This window comes from Streptomyces geranii (assembly GCF_002954775.1).
Taxonomy (GTDB): Bacteria; Actinomycetota; Actinomycetes; order Streptomycetales; family Streptomycetaceae; genus Streptomyces; species Streptomyces geranii.
The window spans coordinates 25,650-46,433 of the sequence record NZ_PJME01000057.1 but is presented as its reverse complement, the minus strand read 5'-3'; the positions used below and the strand labels follow the sequence as shown (position 1 = coordinate 46,433).

The window sequence follows — 20,784 nt, the reverse complement described above, 5'->3', positions numbered from 1 at the left end:
ACACGGTGCCGCCCTGCGGTGACAGCGAGGACGCGGGGCACGCGCAGCCCGCAACACGTGCGGCACGCGTTGGCAGCCTCCAAGAGAACGTCCCCAGACCAAATCCGGCAGCAGCGGCACACCAGCCCGGCCGACCACCAGGAACCGGGCCGACCCTCCCCCGGACGCGACGCGGGCAGCCGCGCGCGGGTCAGGTACGAGCAGCCCCGAATCCCATCGGTCGCCCCAAAAACCGTTGACAGCCTCTCGGGAATCCGGGCGTAAAAACGAAACACCCCGGCCGAAAATCCGCCCGAGGGTGCTCCGATGCTGCCCGAATTTACGCGGCGTAGGGAAGATCCTTGTCTTCTTCCCTTCTGGTTTCATCGGGCTGGGGGAGCAAGTAGGGGGCGAGGACCCACTCGTTGATACCTGCCCTGCTCTGTGTGCTGTCGTGCTTGAACGCTCGGATCGCTGCGGCGAGCCAGGCTTTGAGGTCGGCGTGTGTGAGTACGTCGCAGGCCTTCAGGAAGGCGATGGCTTGCTTGGGGTCGACGGGCAGGATGTCGCCCGCGATGATGCGGCGAGTCGTGGTGGCGGGCAGCTCGCCGGGCCCGGACATCCGCTCCATCTCGCCAGGACTGGGACAGCCGGCCCAGATGTGCTGGTGGCGCAGCGCCCGGCTGAGGTCCGCCGGAATGGAGATGAGACGGGGGTCGGGCGCCTTGTGGACGTAGTACGGCGCCCGGGTGGCCCGGCGCGCGCAGACCCACAGCTTCTTCGCGCGGACCATGGGATCGCTGGTGCTCATGAGCCACACCTGGGCCGTCGTAGTCACCGTGACGAAGGCGGCGACGGTGTCCCAGCTCGGGACGGTGACGCCTGAGGCGGCGCGCTCGAAGGTCGCCTTCGACGGCAGGCCGTTCGTCTTCTCGGCCATCTGCTCGTAGGTCAGGTCCGCGTCGGCCTTGCGGCGGCGCAGGAAGACCGCGAGCTTCGCGCGCGCCGGAACTGTACGGTCCACCGGCTTCTCGGGGCGTCCCATGCCGGCCTCACTCCCCCGCGGTGAAGTAGGCGTGCATGAAACGGCGGATTCGGCCGCCCGCGCTGCGGCCGCCGGTCATCACCGTCACGACGACCCCGGCGCCGATGGCCCCGGCACCTCCCAGGAGCAGCAGGATGTCACGGACGCCCATGTCGGGCGGGGCGAGGATCGCCGCGGTGGCGATACACGCGATGATCACGAGCGCGTGGGGCAGACCGAAGCGGCTGCTCGTGGAGGTGGTCTCGCGCACGGAGGGCACCGTCTCGGTGGCCAGCACGTTCACGGATATGGCGTCGGCGCCGGACGCCTTCGGCTTGACGGCCGTCTTGCTCGCCGCGGTGGAGGGCTTGGTGCCCACTGAGATCTCCCTAATCACCGTCCGGCGACCAGAAGATCGCCGGACGGTACTGCTCGGCTCCAACCGTTGATCCCTTCGCGCGCACAGCGTGGAAGTTGGCGCTCCCACCCGCACGAAAGGACTTGCTGCGCCCAGGGTCTCAGCCCGTACGACACCTATGACAGTCCGTCAAAACATTGGCTCACGAGCGCTCCAATGCGCCGATTTTCTCCTCGAAGAACACCTTGTCGTTGATCAACCGGACTGAAGAGGGGGACGGGGACGAGCTGGGTTCACGAAAGCGCAGGTGAAAGCCCTGTGCGAGGCCCTAGCACGGCCCCCTGACAACCGTGTTCCAGCGCTCAACGGGGATGAAATCGCAGGTCAAAGTCATGATCATCGGTCGCGGGAGGGTGCGCCGAGCATGATCTGTGGTGGGCGCTTCACCCTGTCGTGACGTTGAGTGGCCAGGCCCCTGAGCTGGGTTGATTCAATTTCGCGCCGCTCGGACTAAATGATCTTGAATGGCGTGAGTCATGCTCTTAACCACGGAGCGCGATCTGCCCAACAGGTCCGCGGTCCGCCCTGATTGCTCCTGGCTCCAACCGGCGCGCACAGGGAAATAGAGGCAGGTGTTGGCGCACCTGCCCACGTGAAGCCGATCGCCCACGCCTTCAGGCCGGGCATCGGCTTCACCTGCATCCGCGCACCTCCGCGGCCCCACACGCCCGACTGCCGCCGACCACACACCGGCAGCCGCGCGCAGCCCCCGCCGACGCACAAGAGAGACCGGCGGGCGCCCCATCCCCCGGCAGCGCTCCCCGCGCCCCGCCCGCTTCCCACCACCCTTCTTCTTCCAGATGAGGCGGGCGCGGGGTGCTCTGAGGAAGATGCCAGCACCCCGACCACTCCCCTACGTGCATGGTGACCTGCGCAAATACCGGAAGATCACGGAGGCTCGCGCAACACCTGCCGCAACCCCATGGCGCAACGCCTTGGCGCAACCCCATGGCGCAACGCCTTGGCGCAACGCCTTGGCGCAACGCCTTGGCGCAACAGATGTTGCCGCACGAACGGGTGACGACCGCGGGCGCCGACGGCAGGATCCTCTGCAGAAAGCCCTTGGCGGGGCCGGACGCGCTGCGCCCCCGGGGCAAGATCTACATCATCGACGAGGCCCACATGGTCACGTCGGCCTGCTTCAACGCGCCGCTCAAGGTCGTCGAGGAGCCGACAGGGCACCTCAAGCTCGTCTTCGCCTCCAGTGAGCCCATGAAGGTCATCGCGATGGTCAGACACGGTGTGGTCGTCATCGTCACGCACGTGGCCCACAAGGTGATGGACGTCGTGCACAAGGTCGGTCAGGTCTTCATGTAGCAGTTAGGGAAGCCGACCTTCGAGTTCCACGCCTTCGCCTAGCTGCGGGGGCGTACGAGGAGGCGCTCATCGAGATGCACGTCCTCGTCCACCGCGTGTACGAGGAGCAGCGTGCGGAGAAAGGGCAAGTCCAAGCTGTGCATGACTCGGTGGCGTACGGCCCGCCTGACCGTAAATCGCCCTTTTTGCACCCCTGGCACACGGGAAAGCTGCTGATCAGACCTCTCTCCGTGCGCTTGGAGCGGCTACACCCCCGGGGTTGTCAGTGGCGCCCCATAGAGTCTTAGGCGTAGCAGTCCCCTTCGGACGACGAGGGGAGACCCCTGTCTGCGAAGCCATGCCCTGGAAAAGCTGCTTCGCGACGAGAGGGCCTCCCCATCGCCTGACGTCGGGTTCCCGTTTCCGTCGAAGGAGTCCAGAAACCGTGACGCCTCTTGACCGTACCCGCTCGGGTACGGAGTCTTCAGCCCGCCTCTACGCCTGGCTGCCGGTCCTGACCACCCTGGCGACCCTCGCCACCGTCCTCGGCCTGGCCCTCACCGGCCACACCGAGGCCGCCGTCGCCGCCGGCCTCGCGGGCAGCGCCATCGGCACCATCCAGGTCACCATCCACATCCGGCGCTGACCACCGGCCGGGCACTCTCCGGAGCGCCCGGCCGTACCGCGCCCGTTCAGCAAGTTCTGCGAAGTCAACGCCCTCTCCTCCCTGTCTACGGCCACAGTAGGGGGCAGGTCTGACAATCGCTCTGACCAGCGCTTTTACCATTCTGGTCGCACCGCATCCGGCCCGACCATGGCCCCGACCACAGCAGGTCAGAGCCATGGTCGGGCCGCTGCCGTGTTCAGGAGGTCGTACGGCGGTCCAGAGCGCGGGCGAGGAGCTCGGCGACCAGGTCGTCGGCGTCAGCGAGGCGGATGGGGTCACCGCATGAGCTCCGTTGCCGGGAAGATCCATACAGCGGCGCAGGATGAGCCCCGGAGGTCGAGCTCTCCGAGGACGTCGAGGTCGGAGGGATTCGTCCCCTGGCGAAGGAAGCGGCCGACCTCTACCGCGAGGCCAGCTACTGGCGAGGCCACCCGCTCGGCACCCGCTGCTCACCCACGAGCCGGATCCGGAGGTGGTGTGGGCGCCGCGTATCCAACGCGCGGTCGAGGAGGTCGTCGGCAAGGTCTAGTTCGAGGTCTCGATCGGGATCGAGGTCGAGGACACCATCGTCATCGAGGACGCCACGGTCGAGATCGTGAGGTACTGCGCGGTCGCGGCAGTGAGGCCCCTGCCGGATCCTGATCGGCTCGTTCCCCGGAGGTTCGGCGAAGCACCCGATCCCCCGCAGCGCTAGGCGCAAGTCGGCAGGGCGCCGAGGCCTCCGGCGTTGAGGGGCTCGGCGTACACCGCGGGCACCCAGAGTCCGGTGTCCATCTTGAACCAGATGTTGTAGCGGATGGGGTCCTTGGGTCCCGGGTAGTCGTCGCCGACGTCGAGGACCTTCCGCCCATCGGTGATCTTGCAGATCACGGTGATGGAGGTCGGGCGGTAGAGGGCGTTCGGCGCGGCCGTGTTCGAGCCGCCCTCTTTCGGGTCGCCGTAGACGATGGTGCAGTCGCAGGGGTCGCCGCCGCCCGGGCTGTTGGTCCAGGCGATGCGTGCCGAGTAGGTCGTGGGCTTCGTCGGGGTGGGGGTAGGCGTCGGCTGGCTGCCGCCATTCCCGTTGCCGCTACTGGTCGTCGTCGACGAGCCGCCGCTCGTGTTCCCCGTGGTGTTCCCCCCGGGAACACCCGAGGTGCCGCCGCCTGTCGTGCCTCCCGTCGTCCCGGTACCCGTACCGCCGGCAGCGCTGCCGGTCTGAGTACCGCCCCCGCTGGAGCTGGTCCCGCCTGCTCCGGTCCCGCCAATGCCGGAAGAAGGGGATGCGCCGCTGCCCGACGGCTTCGCGCCCGGCTCCGTCACGGTGGGCGAGGGCGAGTGTGAGGGGGTCCCGGTACGGCCCGGAGAAGGGACAGCGGACGTACCGTCCGCGGCTTCCAGCGTCTTGTCCTTGCCGCGGACGTCCGTGGCGTCCGTGGTGTCCGTGGTGTCGGCCAGCATGTAGCCGCCCGCGCCGACGACCAGGACGAGCGCGGCGGCGACCGAGACGACGGCCTTCCCCGGCTTCCGCCGCATCCAGTCCCTGCCCGCCGCCCAGCGGGAAGGAACCGGAGCCGCACCGGAGAAAGCGACAGCGGGCAGCTCGGCGACGACCGGAGACGGCACAGGCCCGGCCACGGGCGCCCCGGCGGCGTCCGAGGGCGGCGCAGGCAACGGTGCCTTGGCAGGAAGGGGCTCGGGAAGCACGCCGCCCAGGCGGAGGAAGGTGCTCTTCCAGACGTCAAGGATCTCGCCCAGGTGACCGGCGAGCCCGGCCTGGTCCTCCTTGGTCTCGTCCGCGTACTGGACGCAGATCCTCACGAGAAGGGAGACGTGCTTCCAGTCCGGCGCCGTGGCGGTGGCGCTTGTGAGGTTCACGAACGTGGTCTGCGCGGGCGCGTCCCTGACGCCCAGTTCGTCCCGCGCGTAGGACTGCAGCTTCCGGAACGACGGCCCGTACAGCTCGCGGAAGGCCTTCAACCGCCCCCGGTACTCCACCCAGTCACCGGCCTGGTCAAGATCATCACGTAACTGATCAAGCATCGTGCGGGGAGCCTCCGTTGGACCCGGGCCGATCGGCCGTGCATGGGTCCCGAATCATCCCAGGAACTGACACATGATCACTTCATGTGCCCGAACACCCCCTCGCCCCACTTGAAAAGATCTTGTTCGCTTTCGTTCCCGCATAGCGCTCCACCTGCGGGAACAGAAGGGAACGCGTACCGAATCGTCCCGGTACAGGGGAACCCTGGGAAGTACAGATCCAGGCCGCTTCGATCGTCATACCGCCAGTCAGCGGTGAAGCAGCCGGCCTCCCGGCGGCACGCTTCTGGACCGAACAAGGACGTGGTTCATGACCACCGCTACTCCCCCGCCCGCCGCCTCGCGCGAAGCGCTGGAGAGGGAGATCGAACGTCTCCGCATCCGGGCCCGAGTGCTCGCGATCATCGTCGGCGTCCTGACGGGCGCGGTCGGAGGCCTCGTCGCCTACACGATCTCCGCGCACTACGGAGCGACCGGGCTCGAGAAGGCCGCCTACGGCGGCGGCACCTTCGTGACCTTCTCCGCCTTCGTCCTCTACGTCGAGGAGAAGCTCGGACTCATCTAAACAGCGACGTACGGGGAGGGGGCCCGGCCGGAGACGTCTCCGGCCGGGCCCCCTCCCCGTATGCGAGGTCCAGCTGGGCGCGCGCCCAGGGAAAGACGTAAGGGGTGACCCCGCCTGGGGTCACCCCTTACCTGCGCGAACCTGGCGGCCAGGCCCGTACCGGGGACCTGCGAGACCGCGGAAACCTACGAAGGAGGTCAGTCCTTTTGCCGTGAGGCCCGCTTCTGGTCTCCCGCACGCATTCGCTCCGTATCAGCCCCCGCTCCTCTGGGCCGACAGACCTGGCCACCCCGTGTCGGGTGAGTGCTTCAACGTGCCCTCACTCTAGGCCTGTGCGAGGCTGCGCGTCAAGACTGGGTGTTTTAGACCAGGCACTCACCGCTGGTTTTAGACTTGAATAACCACTTGCACCCAACTAGCTCCTACGTTTACAGCGGCTCTAGAGGTACACTTAGCTATGGCACTACTAAATTGACTATCTGGCTAGGAGTCTACGCGATGGCCGTCGAGTCCGATGACGAGGTGAAGGCCGCACGCTCCGCTCAGCGGTCCGCTGCCCAGCAGGCCCTGCTGATCAGTCATGCGCGCAGCGCCGCCGTCCGGTACCGGTTCATCGCGCGCGCCGGCGCGGAGGGGGACTCGCCGCCGATGGCGCGGCTGCTGCGTGGCAGCGGCGGGCGGGGCGGCGCGACCCGGCTGCAGCTGTACCTCTCGATGCTGTGGCTGGCGCGCAACGAGGACCGGCCCGTGTTCCAGTACCCCGCGATCACCTGGACCCTGCTGCTCGGGTACGGCGACAACCCCGCGGGCGTACGGCGGGTACAGGAGGCGCTGCGCTGGCTCGACCGCGAGGCGTTCATCGAGCTGCGCCGCCGTCAGGGCGCTCCCTCGGCCGTTCACCTCCTGAGCGACGCGGGCACCGGCCGTCCCTACCAAGCGCCCGGACCGGCGATCAAAACCCTGCCTCGGGCACAGCGTGACGAACATCTGTACGTCCAGCTCCCGGCCGGCCTGTGGACCAACGGCTGGATCATGGAGCTGTCCGGGGCCGCGGTCGCCATGTACCTGGTGCTGCTGCACGAGCGGCGCGGCGAGAACAAGCAGGTCTGGCTCTCGCCCCGGATCGGCCGCGAGGTCTACGACCTCAGCGACGAAACCCGCCGCAAAGGTCTCACCGAGCTCGCCGCCCACGGCCTCATCAAGGTCTCCAAGCGGCCCCTGCACCAGGGACTCTTCGACGACCCGCTGCGCACCCGGCACGTCTACGACCTCAACCCCGACGCCCTCGGCCAGCTCGACCCCCACGAAGCCACCACCGGGGCGCCGGTGGCCTTCAACCGGCCCGCCAGGCCGTTCAACAACGATGACGACCCCCAGGCCGTCTGGCAGCGCCGCATCAACGATCTGTGAACTGCCGGCACACGCGTGCGGGGCCCGGCCGGAATGACTCCGGCCGGGCCCCGCACGGCGTACGTACGAAACCGCGGCGCCCTACGCCGCCGACGCGTTCGCCTTGACCTTGTTCACCGTCGTGGCCGACCGGCCCGCGAACTCCCCGATCCGCCGCTGCGTCCAGTCCGTACGGGTCAGCCCGTACACGATCCGGGCACGCGCCTGGACGTCCGTCAGCAGCTCGGGCGCCCGGCCCGGCGCGCACTCGACCGGCAAGCCCGGGAGCTCCCAGTCCTTCACCGGGCCGACGGCCGGCTCGGGCTGCTCCTGGTGCCCGTCCGCCTCGACGCGGGCCGTGACCACCCGGGCCGGGGCGGTCTGGGTAGCGGCCACGGACACCACGACGTCACTGCGGGCCGGGACGGGGCTGTCGGCGGTTGCCGTACCGGAGTCGGCCATGCGCGCGACAGCGGAGCCGCTGTCGGCTCCCATGCGGGGCTGCGGGGCCGCAACCCCCGGGTGAGGCGCGGGCGCACAACAGGCGCGACTGGTACGCGTACCGGTGCGGCCGGGACCGCCGCCGGGGCGTGTCCGTCAGTCACGTGCGCGGGGCGGGCGGCCGGGCGCTCCGTCTGCGGGCCCATGGGGCTCTGTGCCGTCGTGCCGTCGTAACGGTGTGCCGTCATGCCGTCAGCACCGTTGTGGGCTGAAGGAACGGGCGTGGTGAGGCGCTTCTCCTCCAGGTCCAGGCGCCGGGCCTGCAACTCGCGGGCGGCGCGGGCAGCCTCGCGCTTCTCCTCCAGGTCGAGGGTGAACTCCTGGTCCTCCCGCCGCTGGCGCCGCACGCGGTCGGCGTCGTCCTGCTCCCGGCGGCGCCGGCGCTCCGCCTCCTGGTCCCGGACCGCGCGGGCGGCATCGGCCTTGGCAGCCTCCTCCAGCTCGACGTCGTCCAGGCACTGCCCGAGACGGCGCCGGTAGACCGGCCCGGCTTCGGCGAGCAGCACGAGGATGCCCGGGGTGACCAGGTGCTGGAACACGCCCGTGAAGTCGCCGCGCTCCGCGCTGTGCCCGATGTTCAGGAACACCGAGGCGGCGCCGGTGAAGAAGCGCAGCGTCCCGGCCCACCACCCACCGGACACCTTGTGCCGGGAGGCGATCTCGTCCGCGCGCAGCGCGCCGACGAACGCCAGGTCGACCACCAGGGGCAGCACGAACGCCGTGCGCCGCCACTCCGGGGCCAGGTGATCGGCCACGTACGGGGTGCTGTTCAGCATCGACCACACAATCATCCCCGCCGCCACACCCCACGTAACGAACGAGATGAACCGGTCCGCCGCCACCAGCTCCAGCGGAGCGCGCCCTATTCACGATCGAAAGCAGAATGTGGGGCCAGAAAGACATATCCGGTAGGAATTTCGTGGAACAGAACGCCGAGTACATGATTAACAGAAATGCCATTCTGAATAGAAATAATTCTCTGCAAGATCATTGATGTCCGGGGAGTGGCCCCGCTCGCACCCGATGCCCGGCTGCGGAGACGCGATCACCCGCCGTGTGATCGTGATGATGCCTCCCCGGGCTCCGGGGGCCGGTGTGGTCCTCGACTGCCCTCTGGGGCGCATCGGCGGCAGGCGGTTCTACGTCGATGGAAGCCCGGCCGGCTTGCCGGGCCCCGCTACGGGACCCGCACTCTACGGCTGGCAGGGCGGGATGCGGTGGCTGTCATGCCGCAGCTGCTGTACCGACCGGTCCGAAGACATCGTCGAAACAGTGCGCCTGCTCTGTGCGGACGAGGTGGAAGGCACCACTGCGGTGACGCAGGGCGTGGGCGGTGTAGTGGACCACCTCCGCCGGCGTGAGGACCTTCAAATCGCCGAAGACGTAGTACAGCGGGGTCGGGGCGTGGGCCGCGGTGAAGAAGAGACCGGCGGTCACGGTGTCCCTGCTGACGGCGTAGCGGTCGGAGTCGGTGCTGGGCATGCGGTCTTTCGCGTCGATGGTGATCAGGTCGGCGCCGCGGGCGGCGATCAGGTCGGGGAAGTGCCGCAGGGCGGAGCGGGTCCGGCGCAGGGCTTCCCGTACGGCGGGCGGGTAGGTGCCCTGTCCGCAGGGCTGGACGGTCCAGCCGCGGGCGCGCAGCGCGGCTGCCACCCGACGTTCGTGCATGTCGCCTATCGCCTGACGGTCCTGCCACTGCGTCAACGCTGGTTCCCCCTCGGGTACGTTCCGCGATCCCTGCACGTGATACGAAGGATTCACAGTTCGTCCTACCCTCCTGGACGCTATGATGCCCCTCATGGAGGCATACGTTGACCCACGCTTTCGTCCTACGCTTTGGCCCGGGACGCCCGTGCCGACACCGGAGTTGATGCCTCTTCGCAAGGTGCGGGCCGACGGCGAGTGGATCGTCTGGACCCCGCAGCTCCCTTCCCGCGCGCACACCGTCCCCGTGCCGGAGGACTTCTACCTGCGCGAGTTCATGGAGGTCGACCCCGAGGACCTCGACGCCGTGGCCGCCCTGATGGGCGCCTACGGACACCTCGGCGGGAGCATCGGCACCGGGAGCTGGGACGTCGACGTCTACGAGCATCTCAAGGAGCTCAGCGAGCGCGACCACCCCCGCGCGCCGTTCGCCCTGCACGGCGAACTGGCCACGCTATTCATCAGGGAGGCGCAGGCGGCCGTCACCACCTGGCTGGCCCTGCGGCGCAGGGGCGGGCTCGACGCGCTCGTCGAGCCGGAAGTGTCCGAGGAAGAGCTGGCGCAGTGGCAGGCGAGCAACTCCGACCGTGAGGAAGCGTGGCCGCGGGACCTGGACCACCTGCGCGAACTAGTCCTGGAGATCAGGATCGGCAACCTCGTGAGCGAACTGAACGCCGCGCTCAGGCCGTTCAGTATCGGCATCGGCAGTCTGAGCGACCGTTACCCCACCGTCCTGGCCGTGGCGTTCCTCCAGCTCTACAACCACCTCGCCGAGGACGCCACGATCCGCGAGTGCGCGAATGAGACCTGCCGCCGCAGTTTCGTACGCCAGCGCGGCCGCGCCACGTACGGGCAGAACCGCACCAGCGGCATCAAGTACTGCACCCGCGAATGCGCCCGCGCCCAGGCCCAGCGCGAACACCGCCGGCGCCGCAAACAGCAGACCCCGCCCCTCCAGCAGCCGCCGGCCGGGAAACCGACGCCGCAGGACCGCCCAGAGCCCGTCGGTCAGACGGGAGCTGAGTGATGATCAGCCTGCGAGAACACCAGGTGGAAGCGAACGCGCGCATCCGCGCGTGGGCGGGATTCCCCACGAGGTCACCGGTACCGGCGCAGGGGCTGCGCGGGACCGTCGTCTCCGCGACCGGGTCCGGGAAGACGATCACCGCCGCGTGGGCGGCGCGGGAGTGCTTCCGCGGCGGGCGGATCCTCGTCATGGTCCCCACCCTCGACCTGCTCGTGCAGACGGCCCAGGCGTGGCGGAGGGTCGGCCACCACGGGCCGATGGTCGCGGTGTGCTCGCTGGAGAAGGACGAGGTCCTGGAGCAGCTCGGTGTACGGACCACCACCAACCCGATCCAGCTCGCCCTGTGGGCGGGCAGGGGGCCGGTGGTCGTGTTCGCCACGTACGCCTCGCTCGTGGACCGCGATGATCCCGAGGACATCACGGGCCGGGCGAAGGTGCGCGGGCCGCTGGAGACCGCGCTGGCGGGCGGGGAGCGGCTGTACGGGCAGACAATGGCCCCGTTCGACCTCGCCGTCGTCGACGAAGCCCACTCAACCACCGGTGATCTCGGGCGGCCGTGGGCGGCGATCCACGACAACTCCCGGATCCCCGCGGACTTCCGGCTCTATCTGACCGCGACCCCGCGCATCCTCGCCTCGCCCCGCCCGCAGAAGGGTGCGGACGGGCGGGAGCTGGAGATCGCGACGATGGCCAGCGACCCCGACGGCCCCTACGGCGAGTGGCTGTTCGAGCTCGGTCTGTCGGAGGCGATCGAGCGGGGCATCCTCGCCGGGTTCGAGATCGACGTGCTGGAGATCCGCGACCCCTCCCCCGGCCCCGGACTCTCGGAGGAGGCGCTGCGCGGCCGGCGCCTGGCCCTGCTGCAGACCGCCCTCCTGGAGCACGCCGCCGCGCGCAACCTCCGCACCGTCATGACATTCCACCAGCGGGTCGAGGAAGCCGCAGCGTTCGCGCAGAAGATTCCGCAGACGGCAGCCCGGCTCTACGCGGCCGAGGTCTCCGACGAGGCACTGGCCGGCGCGGAGGCCCTGCCGGCGTCGTCGATCGATGCGGAGTTCTACGAGCTGGAGGCCGGCCGCCATGTGCCCCCGGAGAGGGTGTGGTCGGCGTGGCTGTGCGGCGACCACCTCGTCGCCGAACGCCGCGAAGTCCTGCGCCAGTTCGCAGACGGCCTCGACGCCGACAACAAACGCGTACACCGGGCCTTCCTCGCCAGCGTGCGGGTCCTGGGCGAGGGCGTCGACATCACCGGCGAGCGCGGTGTCGAGGCGATCTGCTTCGCCGACACCCGCGGCTCCCAGGTCGAGATCGTCCAGAACATCGGCCGGGCCCTTCGGCCGAACCCCGACGGCACGGCCAAGGTCGCGCGGATCATCGTGCCCGTCTTCCTCCAGCCCGGCGAGGACCCCGACGACATGGTCGCCTCCGCCTCGTTCCGCCCGCTCACAGCCGTTCTCCAGGGCCTGCGCTCACACTCGGAACGCCTCGTCGAACAGCTCGCCTCCCACGCCCTGACCAGGCAGCCGCGGACCAAGCCGCACCACCTCGTCCGCGACAACGACGGGCGGATCGTCGGGGCCGGCAGCGAAGGCGAAGGTGCCGAGGAGCGGGACGGGGCGCAGGGGGCGGTGGAGTCCGTACTGCTGAACTTCTCCAGCCCCCGCGACGCGGCGACGATCGCCGCGTTCCTGCGCACGCGGGTCTACCGGCCCGAATCCCTGGTGTGGCTCGAGGGCTACCAAGCCCTGCTCCGGTGGCGGAAGGAGAACGGGATCACGGGCCTGTACGCCGTCCCCTACGACACCGAGACCACCGTGGGCGTCACGAAGGCGTTTCCGCTGGGGCGCTGGGTCCACCAGCAGCGGCGCACCTACCGCGCCGGTGAACTCGACGACCACCGCCACGAACTCCTCGACGAGGCCGGGATCGTGTGGGAACCCGGCGAGGAAGCCTGGGAAACCAAACTCGCCGTCCTGCGCTCCTACCACCGCGCCCACGGCCACCTCGCCCCCCGACGCGACGCCCTCTGGGGCACCACCGACAGCGAACTGACCCCGGTCGGGGAACACATGGCCAACCTCCGCCGTAGGGAAGGCCTCGGCAAAAACCCCGAACGCGCCACCATGCGGGCCGCGCAACTGACCGCCATCGACACCGACTGGAACTGCCCCTGGCCCCTCGACTGGCAACGCCACCACCGCGTCCTCGCCGACCTCGCCACCGACGAACCCAACGGCATCCTCCCCGCCATCGAACCCGGAGTGCTCTTCGAAGGCGACGACCTCGGACGATGGCTCCAACGACAGACCCACGACTGGTTCCAACTCACCGAGGAACAGCAGCGCAGACTCTCAAGCCTGGGAGTGAAACCCGCCGAACAACCCGCACCAACCACCACAGACGGCGCGAAGGCATCCGGGAAGGCATCAGCCTTCCAGCGCGGTCTGGCGGCCCTCGCCCAGTGGGTCCAGCGCGAGGGCGCCCACAAGGCAGTGCCGAGGGGGCACGTCGAAGCCGTCGTCATCGACGGCCAGGAACACCAGCACAAGCTGGGTGTATGGATCTCCAACACCAAGACCCGCCGCGACAAACTCACCCACGACCAGCGCACCGCACTCACCGAACTCGGAGTCGACTGGGCGTGAAGGACGTCACCACCACAACCGGCACCGGCCCCGAACCAGACAGCGTCGCGCGCCGCTACCCGCGCCTCGGCTGGTGCCGAGCCTGTGCGGCGGCCGAGCTGACGGACAGCTGGGCTGCGTGTCCGTCGTAGTCAGCAGGTGCGCACACCGGCATCGGGCCGTGGCGCTGCGTCTCGCTCCAGCGCGCCAAGCGAACCTGTGCGTCACATCAGGCGGGAGATGTAGGCCGGTGCGAGGGCTCGGATCGTGGCTTCGGGCAGGTCACCGCTCAGGGCCTGCACTGCCATGTCGACGCCAGGTGTGGCGGGTCCGCCGAAGAGGTCTTTGAGGAGCTGCAAGCCTTCTCGGGTGGTCTCGCCGACTCTGGGATCCTCGCACAAGCTCGTGAAGGAGGCTGCGACCTGAGCTACGGGGATGGCCCGGATGATGCGCAGGACGTCGCCGGCGTCCTTGTCGGTGAGGCGTGCGGGGCGAGTGTCTGCTTGCTTCAGACGGTCGTTGATTTTGAAGGCCTTGGCCACCAGGAGAGCGGCGGGGCCGGCGACGTTGACGGTGATCGTTCGGGTGTCAGACGGCTCGATGCCAGTGATGTTCATGGGTGAGCGGTCGACGGCGGCGACCTCCAGGCCCGGGACCCACCGAGCTGACATCACACCGTGCGGGGGGATCTTGACACTGCGACTGCCGATCTTGGGCGCCAGTCCCTTGGCCATGAGCAGGTCGAACTCGATCGGAACCTCTCGGTCGCCGATCCGCTGAGTCCGCGCCCACAAACCGGGCTGGTTGTCACGCAACAGCTCGAAGCCTGCCTCCTGGAGCGCTTGGTCGAGGAGCGGAGCGTCCTGCAGGCGGTCGGGGTCGATGCTGATGTCGCCGTCCGAGGTGAAAGGAGAGGTCCGCAGGGCCGCCTGGGGTGTGCGCAGGTAGACGGCCTGCGCGCCGACGACTGTCAGGGCGTCGAGCTGGTCGCTGAGGGCGGTCAGGCCGTCCAGGAGGACGCGGCGCGCAACCACGTGGAGCTGCTGAGCATCCACACCTTCAGGAACTACGGCCATTGTCTCCCCACCCTTGCTCACCGCATAGGACAGCTGAGCTTAGGCGGACTTCCAGTCCTTGATCGTGTGAATGTCCAAGTTCCTCCACTGCTCGTGGGCGGCCATGCTCTCCAGGACGGCTTCGCCTTCGGCCGGCAGGCGTCCGGGACCGCTGAGACAGTCGAGGGCGAGCTGGCTGAGCGCCACGTGCCGCAGACCGCCGACGATGCGAGATTGCCAGAAGACCACCGGGTCGTGGGCGTCGAGGAAGAGCACGTCGGCCTGCTGCTTCACCTCAAGGAGCCCGAGATGGTCCACGAGTTCGTCGGAGAAGTGGTCGGGGCGGATGTAGATCATGAGCTGCCCGCCGATGGATAGCGGGGCCACCTCGCGCGCGGCGTAGGAGCCGGTGATGGCGAGGAGGTGGCGGGAGATAAAGGCGTCTTTCAATTGGTCGAGCAGGTAGTCGATGCCGTTGGGAGCCATGAAGCCGCTGTAGGGGTTCAGGTTGAGCAAGTTGGAGTGCTCTGCCCGGGCACGCAGCAGGTCCTCCCAGTTGACCGCGTGGATGGTGCGGCCCTGACGCTGGATCAGAAGCTGGTCCTCGAGGGCGCCCAGAAGCCGGGAGATGTAGGCCAGGCTGAGTCCGGTCGCCTCTGCAAGGTCGCCGGCCCGGTAGGGCGGCCTCACGTCGGCCAGGATGCGCACCAGGCGTTCTGCCTTCGAGCCCGACAAGGTCACTGCTGGCGAGGACTGCGAGGCGCTGCGTGGGGAGCGGGTCTGGCCCTCGGTGTAGATGAAGATGGCCGGCCGGTCCGCCCGGATCCACACGTTGCGGGTCAGGTCCAGGTAGCTGATGCCGTGGGTACGCAGAAGAGCCTGGGTCTTGGGAGAGATCCAGGGAGCCATGACCAGCAGCGAGGTGAACGAGTTCACCTGACGGACCAGGCGCAGCTTACTCAGAAGTTCGGTATCGACGGTACGGGGCGTGAGCGAGGACTTCAGGTCCACCACGTACCTAGTGGTGTGGCCCATGTCGGTGGAGCGGATCTCGATCATGCGGTCCGCGTACCAGTCAGAAGGATCCTGCTGGAAGCCGGGAGCCGCCTCGACCGCCCAGCCCTCGCCGAAGAGACCGCGCAGCTGCTCCAAACCCGCATCGAAGAGCCGCGCCGGCGACTCCCCCCCGTCACTCTTTGGATCCATATTCACTCCAGCCACTACCCAACGTGACAACTTGCTCAGATTGCTAACTTTCCTTAACTAGGCAAGCTGCTATTTGAGGCAAGTTAACTCTACTCAGTGAGTTTCCTTGGTTAGCAAGCTTGCAGATAAAGCAAGTTTTACGCCCAGGAACACCAGGGGGCTCCACGGTGGGTTCTCGGACGGGTGTCCCCGGGCCTGGGGTGTGGCAGGTCCTGTAGCCGAGGGTGCGCAGTGGCGTCGTGGCTATGCCGGAACTGGCCGCAGGCCGCGGCTTGGTGTGAGAGACCTGGGAGCGCAGACGGTCGGCTGGCGTCGGCTCTCGCGGCTGGAGAGGGGGCGGGGTGCGGCCGGCGTCCTTGGCCGGGGGCGCGGACGGGAGGCAGCCGGGGTGGGAGGAGTCCTGCGTGTGGTGCCCGTGGCGGGTGAGACGACGTGGTCATTCATGCGCCGGGTGGCGGCCGCCTACGGGCTGGAGGCCGCTGATCTGCTGGACGGGTGGGTGCAGGCGAACCGGGTGCAGCGCAAAGACCGCGGGCGTGCGGACAGCGAGGTGCTGCTCGATGGGGTGGCGCAGCAGCAGTTGGCGGGGTGGTGCCGTGTACCGGCAGGGCATCTGGCGCGGGCGCTGCCGTCGTGGGCGGCGGGCCCTGAGACGCTGCCCGGCAGGGACGGGCGAGGACGGGTGCAGTGGAGGATGGGGGCCCTGACGTGGGGGCCGGTGGTGTTCGGATGCGGCCTGTGTGCGGCCCGGCGCAGCGGTGAGGGGCCGGCGTGGGTGTACCAGCCGCCGTGGTGCCGGCTGTGTGCGCGGCATGACCGGTGGCTGCTGGAGGCGGGTGCCGGTCATTCGCTGGGGTTTGTCGAGGTCACCGGTCTGAGCGGGGAGCTGGAGCGGGCGCAGCGCCGGTGGCGTCGCGTGGCGCGGGCCGCGCAGGCGGCCGGCGCGGTACCGCGGGAGGTGTTCGCGCTGGCGCGGGCGGTGGTGTGCGGCTGGTGGGAGCGGGAGGAATTCTGGGTCCGGGAAGCGGTATGGGGGCCGCGTCGGGAGCAGTTGGTGGCCCTTGCCGTCCGGCGGGGTGGGGATACCGCGGATCGGGGCCTTGAGCAGTGGCGGCTGCTGGTGCGCGATGCGGTGGTCTTCCCGGAGGTCGTCGCGGTGGCGAAGGCCCTGCTCGATCCGCGGCTGCAGGAACGGGCCGGGCAGGACACGGGGGGTCTGTTGCGCGACCGGGCGGGCGCTGAACAGTTCACGGCCGTGCTGGGCGCGCGTCTGGGGCGGCCCTGGCTGGCGGAGGTGGACGAGGCCGGCCCGGGAGGGGCGTTGGCCCTGTGGGTGTCGGCGATGGTCCGCGAGCGGCGCGGGGCGCCGCCGCTGCGGGGACGGGGAATGTGGTGGGTGCACGGTCCGCACCAGCCGGTGGAGGCCGCAGCGGTCCTGCGGCCGGCGGGCGGGGCATCGCCGAGCGGCGCAGGGCCGGCGGCGGCGCGCGCGGTGCCGCAGCGGGCCGGGCACGGTAAGGGGCTGGAGCGATGGCGTGCGCAGTTGTTCGACGAAGGCCTTGAGCATGCCCGCCGGCAGGTGGAGCGGTCCGGTCATCTGGCCCTCGCGCACACCGACACCGGCATCAGGGACGGGTTCGATCTGGGGCGGTGGCTGGCCTACCGGCGCAGCGTCGCCGCGTTGCTGAGCGCGGGACAGGCGGCGCGGCTTGCACGACTGGACGCGTGGTGGAATCCGCCGTGGCCCGTCGACTGGCAGCGCGCGTGGTACCGCGCCCGGGACGTGGTGCGCGAGCACGGGCCGGTGCACGGCGGGGACAACCTGGACGGGCTGCCCGACTGGCTGGAGGGATGGCTGCGCCACCAGATCGCCCACTACCAGCAGCTGCACGAGGACCAGCGGCGCCTGCTGGCCGAACTCGGCCTCACCACGGGCGAGGTCGAACGTTTCCACGCCTGGCCGGGCCGGCGCCGTCCCCTCGGCGATGCCCTGGCCGTCGCGGGCGCCTACGCCGCCCGGCACGGACACCTCGCGGTGTCCCAGCCCACCGCCGTCGACGGGTTCGCGCTGGGCGCCTGGCTGACCAGTGTCCGGCTGCGCCAGCGCCGCGCGGGCCGGCCCACCCGCCTGGGACGGCGCCTGGCCGTCCTCGACGCGCGGTGGAACCCGCCCTGGCCGGTCGGCTGGCAGCGCATGTGGTGGACTGCCCGCCACCATCTGCGCGGGCTGCCACCCGGCGTGCAGTGGTGGCCGGACGCCGCGGACGCCGAACAGGCCCTGGCGTGGCTGCGCTGCCAGCATGCGCGGGGGCTGGCGGCGGGACAGCGCAGGCTCGTCGAGGCGCTGATGGAACACGCCGGCGAGGAACCGCAGTGGCAGCCGCGCATCAGTGACGATGCCTGGCAGACGCTGGCGCCGGTGCTGCCCGCCCCCCGGCATACGGGCGGTCGCCCCCGCAGCGAGCGTCAGATCCTGGAAGCCATCGTCCACATCGCCTGCACCCGGCAGGCGTGGCCGGACCTTCCCCAGGCCCTGGGACCCTTCCTGGCCTGCCGGCGCCGCTTCCTTCGCTGGCGTGAGGACGGCACGCTGGTACGCATCTGCCACACCGTCCTGCCCGAAACCGACCGGTACTGGCAGACACGCCTGGCCGCTGCCGCCCGCCCACCGGACGGCAGCGGATGAAGCACCGCCCCCGAACGCACACCGAGGCGGTACCGCCGCTCCGGCACAAGAAGCCCAGCGCCGCCCACGCACCCGCCGAAGGCGTCGGTGTACCGACCCTCACCGGCGCACGACAGCCACCGGCAAGCACGCGCCGCCACGGTGTCTTCCTGCGCTGCTGATGGCGTGAGATGCCGCACGGAAAAGATCTTGGATTCACCGGTACCCGTCGAGGGGTGTTCGCGCGATGAACGGGGTGCAGGGCAAGCGAGGCCAAGGAACAGGGCGGTGGGGAAGGTGCAGGAGATGCTGGTGCCCGAGGGGGTGTTCGCGCTCCTGGCTGCGGTGATCGCCGTCGGGGCACGGGAGTGGAGGCGGGTGCAGACGGCCCGTGAGAAGCGCCGTGTGCGGGAGCAGGAGCTGCTGGCGGAAATGGTGGCCGAGGTCGCCGACGGCAGCAGGGAGGTGCAGGTGTATCACGGTGGTATCGCCGGGACGTGGTCACTGACCGGCACCGGGTTCGTCCGTGAGCGGCAAGACACTGCCGGGAGCGGGTTGACGGACGCGGCGGCCGTCAGTCGTACTCATGGTCGCATTGCCCTGGCAAGGCGGCGCCGGTGACCGTGCAGAATCAATCAGACATGATCCTGAGTCTCGATCAGGTCGCTGTCGGCGGGGGGTTCTCCAGCGCCCCAGGAGTCGATGAGGCGATGCTCGCCGCCTTCTATGAAACGCACGAGGACGGGGTCTTCAGGTTCCTGGCCCGTAAGTCCGGTCCGGACGACGGTGGGGAGATCCTCAGCCAGGCCTTCGAGGAATTCTTTGCATGGTGGCCGGAGCATCCCGCGCACCCCAAGCCGGTGGCAACGCTGTACCGCATCGCGCGCTGTCGCCTCAATGACCACCTTCGCCGCCTTGGGCGGGTCGAGACCCTTGAGGCCGACGACCTCGGCGAAGCCGCGGCCGGTGTAGCGCATCACGACGAGCTCGCCGACATCGTCCGGCGTATCGATCTCGGTATCGCCCTGCGTGAGCTGACCGAGCGTGAGCGGCAGGCTCTGGGACTGCGGTACGTGGCCGACCTTCCGGTGAAGGACTGCGCCGAAGTCTTGGAAGTCGGCATCGACAACATGAAGAAGATCCTGAAGACGGCGTTGGAAAAACTGCGACAGTCACCCCGCATGGAGGGCTACCAGATCGTCAAAACGGCGAAGGAGGCGCACCGGTGAACCCCATCCAGCACCAGGACGGTGAGCGGCACGAGGCCCTCTCCCCGAACCCGACCGAGAAGGCGGACAGGTTCGCCGCAATCATGAAGCGTCTGAAGGGGCGCAGCGAGCAGGAGCGTGCTCAGCTGCGGTCACAGGTCGATGGCGCGATTCTGGGCCATGAGGCGTACGCGCTGGGCCACGAGAATCTCCGGCGTGGCAACTACGTCGCTGCGAAGCGGTGGCTGCGCGTGGCAGCCGATCACAGTGTCCCCGGCGCCGAGCAGGCTCTTGACGAGATCGAGGTATGCCCGACGGCCGCCGCAACGAGCCCAGTGACGGTCGAGGTCACGACGGCGGATTCGGACCCGTGCACGGCTGCCATGTCGTGTCCTGTGAGCCACGACGTCGAGAAGTGGGCCTCGGTTCTGCACAACTGGACCGAGGCGGGCTTGATGACGTCCGCTGCCCAGGCAGAAGCACAGGAGATCACCGCGCAGGCCCGCCGCGCAGCTGATGAACTCCTTGCCAGGGCGCGCCAGGAGCTCCAGACGATGGAAGACGCGCAGGTAGAGGCGGAGCGAAGGATCGCCGCGCAGTACCGGGCGAGCGCTGAGCTCCTGCGTGAAGCAGAACGGCTGCAGCAAGAGGCCATGCTGCTCTTGCAGAAGGTGCACCGGGCAAATGAGGTACACACCGGCGAGAAGGCCACGCTCGTACCTATCGGCGGGGCTCCACAGTGGCCTCGGATGACCACGATCGTGATCGACGATGACAGCAGGATCGACGATCTTCGCGGTGGTCAATGGCCGCATGCCGTTCTGATGGAGGCAACAGCGGAATGCGCCTCGCAGGAAACCCTCGAAGAGACTTCAGCAGAAACCCGGCACGCTGCGCTGGCTGCCCTCCTCGCAGGGTGGAGTTTTGCGCAGGCTTCCCTACCGGAGGATTCCGTCGTCGAGCCGCGCGGAGTCACGTGGCTGTGGCGATGCTCTGTGCCGACGACGCGTACTGGCCTGATGCCTCTCAGGCAGACCTCGTGCTGCGCCATCGTGGTGGCCCCCTTCCGAGAAGATCAGCACTCTCTGGATGATCATGACTTCGCGATCACTCAATGGCCTGGTCGTGGGACCACCGCCGAAACACCACCGCCTGCTGGCTCTCAGAGCGTCACGTGGTGGCTCAGCGCCAGAAATGAGGTTGCTTTGACAACCCCCACCGTCGAGCAGCAGGACAGTGGGCCCCATCTGACCGTCTGGACCATCACCGACTGCGAGGTGGAGGACGAGGGTGACTCCACGCCTGTCGTTTTGAGTATTGAAGAAACCGCGCATGCCACGCCTCGGTGACGCTCACCACGGCTGCGCACCGTGCTGCTGAGCGCAGCGTTGTGCCCGAAGAACGCACAAGCAGAGGCGCGATCGGCTCATCGTG

At 69.0% G+C, this 20,784-nt stretch carries 18 protein-coding genes; 10 read left to right on the top strand and 8 right to left on the bottom strand.

Going from position 1 to position 20,784, the window contains the following annotated elements; translation table 11 throughout:
* Positions 1 to 319 precede the first annotated feature (319 nt).
* Together CW359_RS38875 and CW359_RS38870 are read right to left on the bottom strand one after the other, a co-directional pair.
* A complete protein-coding gene (locus tag CW359_RS38875; RefSeq protein ID WP_105974940.1) occupies positions 320 to 1,024 on the bottom strand; it encodes a helix-turn-helix domain-containing protein in 705 nt (234 codons plus the stop codon).
* A 7-nt stretch (positions 1,025 to 1,031) separates the two neighbouring features.
* On the bottom strand, positions 1,032 to 1,382 hold the full coding sequence (locus CW359_RS38870) for a hypothetical protein (RefSeq protein ID WP_105974939.1): 351 nt from the start codon (positions 1,380 to 1,382) through the stop codon (positions 1,032 to 1,034).
* 1,038 nt (positions 1,383 to 2,420) lie between these two features.
* Between CW359_RS38870 and CW359_RS38865 the strand changes: the two genes are divergently transcribed.
* Both CW359_RS38865 and CW359_RS38860 read left to right on the top strand, forming a co-directional pair.
* Positions 2,421 to 2,738, top strand: coding sequence for a hypothetical protein (locus CW359_RS38865; protein WP_157968727.1), 318 nt, complete (start codon positions 2,421 to 2,423; stop codon positions 2,736 to 2,738).
* Positions 2,739 to 3,162: 424 nt separating this feature from the next.
* A complete protein-coding gene (locus CW359_RS38860; RefSeq protein WP_105974937.1) occupies positions 3,163 to 3,363 on the top strand; it encodes a hypothetical protein in 201 nt (66 codons plus the stop codon).
* Between the two features lie 711 nt (positions 3,364 to 4,074).
* On the opposite strand, the gene CW359_RS46105 is transcribed toward CW359_RS38860, so the two are convergent.
* Entirely contained in the window at positions 4,075 to 5,406 is a 1,332-nt protein-coding gene (locus CW359_RS46105; protein ID WP_198655547.1) for a hypothetical protein, read from the bottom strand.
* Between the two features lie 310 nt (positions 5,407 to 5,716).
* Here CW359_RS46105 and CW359_RS38835 point away from each other — a divergent pair, with 310 nt between their 5' ends.
* Positions 5,717 to 5,971 (top strand): hypothetical protein, encoded by a 255-nt coding sequence (locus CW359_RS38835; RefSeq protein WP_105974932.1) that lies wholly within the window; start codon positions 5,717 to 5,719, stop codon positions 5,969 to 5,971.
* 498 nt (positions 5,972 to 6,469) lie between these two features.
* Entirely contained in the window at positions 6,470 to 7,381 is a 912-nt protein-coding gene (locus tag CW359_RS38830) for a hypothetical protein (RefSeq protein WP_105974931.1), read from the top strand.
* Between the two features lie 81 nt (positions 7,382 to 7,462).
* On the opposite strand, the gene CW359_RS38825 is transcribed toward CW359_RS38830, so the two are convergent.
* From CW359_RS38825 to CW359_RS38815, 3 genes are all read right to left on the bottom strand, one after another.
* On the bottom strand, positions 7,463 to 7,639 hold the full coding sequence (locus CW359_RS38825) for a hypothetical protein (protein WP_157968725.1): 177 nt from the start codon (positions 7,637 to 7,639) through the stop codon (positions 7,463 to 7,465).
* Between the two features lie 20 nt (positions 7,640 to 7,659).
* Complete coding sequence (locus tag CW359_RS38820) at positions 7,660 to 8,637, bottom strand: hypothetical protein (RefSeq protein ID WP_157968724.1); 978 nt, start codon at positions 8,635 to 8,637, stop codon at positions 7,660 to 7,662.
* 448 nt (positions 8,638 to 9,085) lie between these two features.
* A complete protein-coding gene (locus CW359_RS38815; RefSeq protein ID WP_105974928.1) occupies positions 9,086 to 9,565 on the bottom strand; it encodes a hypothetical protein in 480 nt (159 codons plus the stop codon).
* Positions 9,566 to 9,731: 166 nt separating this feature from the next.
* Here CW359_RS38815 and CW359_RS38810 point away from each other — a divergent pair, with 166 nt between their 5' ends.
* Both CW359_RS38810 and CW359_RS38805 read left to right on the top strand, forming a co-directional pair.
* Entirely contained in the window at positions 9,732 to 10,592 is an 861-nt protein-coding gene (locus CW359_RS38810) for a hypothetical protein (protein ID WP_232838795.1), read from the top strand.
* On the top strand, positions 10,592 to 13,237 hold the full coding sequence (locus CW359_RS38805) for a DEAD/DEAH box helicase (protein ID WP_105974926.1): 2,646 nt from the start codon (positions 10,592 to 10,594) through the stop codon (positions 13,235 to 13,237). The genes CW359_RS38810 and CW359_RS38805 overlap by 1 nt, the downstream gene beginning before the upstream one ends.
* A gap of 203 nt (positions 13,238 to 13,440) precedes the next feature.
* Here CW359_RS38805 and CW359_RS38800 read toward each other — a convergent pair whose 3' ends face one another.
* Both CW359_RS38800 and CW359_RS38795 read right to left on the bottom strand, forming a co-directional pair.
* Positions 13,441 to 14,313, bottom strand: a complete 873-nt coding sequence (locus tag CW359_RS38800; RefSeq protein ID WP_232838794.1) for a hypothetical protein — start codon at positions 14,311 to 14,313, stop codon at positions 13,441 to 13,443.
* A gap of 18 nt (positions 14,314 to 14,331) precedes the next feature.
* The gene (locus CW359_RS38795; protein WP_105974924.1) at positions 14,332 to 15,477 is read right to left on the bottom strand and encodes a hypothetical protein; all 1,146 of its coding nucleotides are present in this window, start codon (positions 15,475 to 15,477) and stop codon (positions 14,332 to 14,334) included.
* Positions 15,478 to 15,883: 406 nt separating this feature from the next.
* On the opposite strand from CW359_RS38795, the gene CW359_RS47230 reads away from it, so the two are divergent.
* The 4 genes from CW359_RS47230 to CW359_RS38775 all read left to right on the top strand — a co-directional run bounded on the left by CW359_RS47230 (position 15,884) and on the right by CW359_RS38775 (position 20,699).
* A complete protein-coding gene (locus CW359_RS47230) occupies positions 15,884 to 18,163 on the top strand; it encodes a transposase (RefSeq protein WP_105974923.1) in 2,280 nt (759 codons plus the stop codon).
* A gap of 267 nt (positions 18,164 to 18,430) precedes the next feature.
* Positions 18,431 to 18,763 (top strand): hypothetical protein, encoded by a 333-nt coding sequence (locus tag CW359_RS38785; RefSeq protein ID WP_105974922.1) that lies wholly within the window; start codon positions 18,431 to 18,433, stop codon positions 18,761 to 18,763.
* Positions 18,760 to 19,371, top strand: coding sequence for an RNA polymerase sigma factor (locus CW359_RS38780; RefSeq protein ID WP_157968723.1), 612 nt, complete (start codon positions 18,760 to 18,762; stop codon positions 19,369 to 19,371). The genes CW359_RS38785 and CW359_RS38780 overlap by 4 nt, the downstream gene beginning before the upstream one ends.
* Positions 19,368 to 20,699 carry a hypothetical protein gene (locus CW359_RS38775; protein WP_105974920.1) on the top strand — a complete coding sequence of 444 codons (1,332 nt, stop codon included), beginning with the start codon at positions 19,368 to 19,370 and terminating at the stop codon, positions 20,697 to 20,699. The genes CW359_RS38780 and CW359_RS38775 overlap by 4 nt, the downstream gene beginning before the upstream one ends.
* Positions 20,700 to 20,784 lie beyond the last annotated feature (85 nt).

Bases quoted from the DNA above. Each gene is read 5' to 3' on its own strand.
- CW359_RS38875 (WP_105974940.1), bottom strand. From the start codon at position 1,024: ATGGGACGCCCCGAGAAGCCGGTGGACCGTACAGTTCCGGCGCGCGCG.
- CW359_RS38865 (WP_157968727.1), top strand. From the start codon at position 2,421: ATGTTGCCGCACGAACGGGTGACGACCGCGGGCGCCGACGGCAGGATC.
- CW359_RS46105 (WP_198655547.1), bottom strand. From the start codon at position 5,406: ATGCTTGATCAGTTACGTGATGATCTTGACCAGGCCGGTGACTGGGTG.
- CW359_RS38835 (WP_105974932.1), top strand. From the start codon at position 5,717: ATGACCACCGCTACTCCCCCGCCCGCCGCCTCGCGCGAAGCGCTGGAG.
- CW359_RS38830 (WP_105974931.1), top strand. From the start codon at position 6,470: ATGGCCGTCGAGTCCGATGACGAGGTGAAGGCCGCACGCTCCGCTCAG.
- CW359_RS38820 (WP_157968724.1), bottom strand. From the start codon at position 8,637: ATGCTGAACAGCACCCCGTACGTGGCCGATCACCTGGCCCCGGAGTGG.
- CW359_RS38810 (WP_232838795.1), top strand. From the start codon at position 9,732: ATGCCTCTTCGCAAGGTGCGGGCCGACGGCGAGTGGATCGTCTGGACC.
- CW359_RS38805 (WP_105974926.1), top strand. From the start codon at position 10,592: ATGATCAGCCTGCGAGAACACCAGGTGGAAGCGAACGCGCGCATCCGC.
- CW359_RS38795 (WP_105974924.1), bottom strand. From the start codon at position 15,477: ATGGATCCAAAGAGTGACGGGGGGGAGTCGCCGGCGCGGCTCTTCGAT.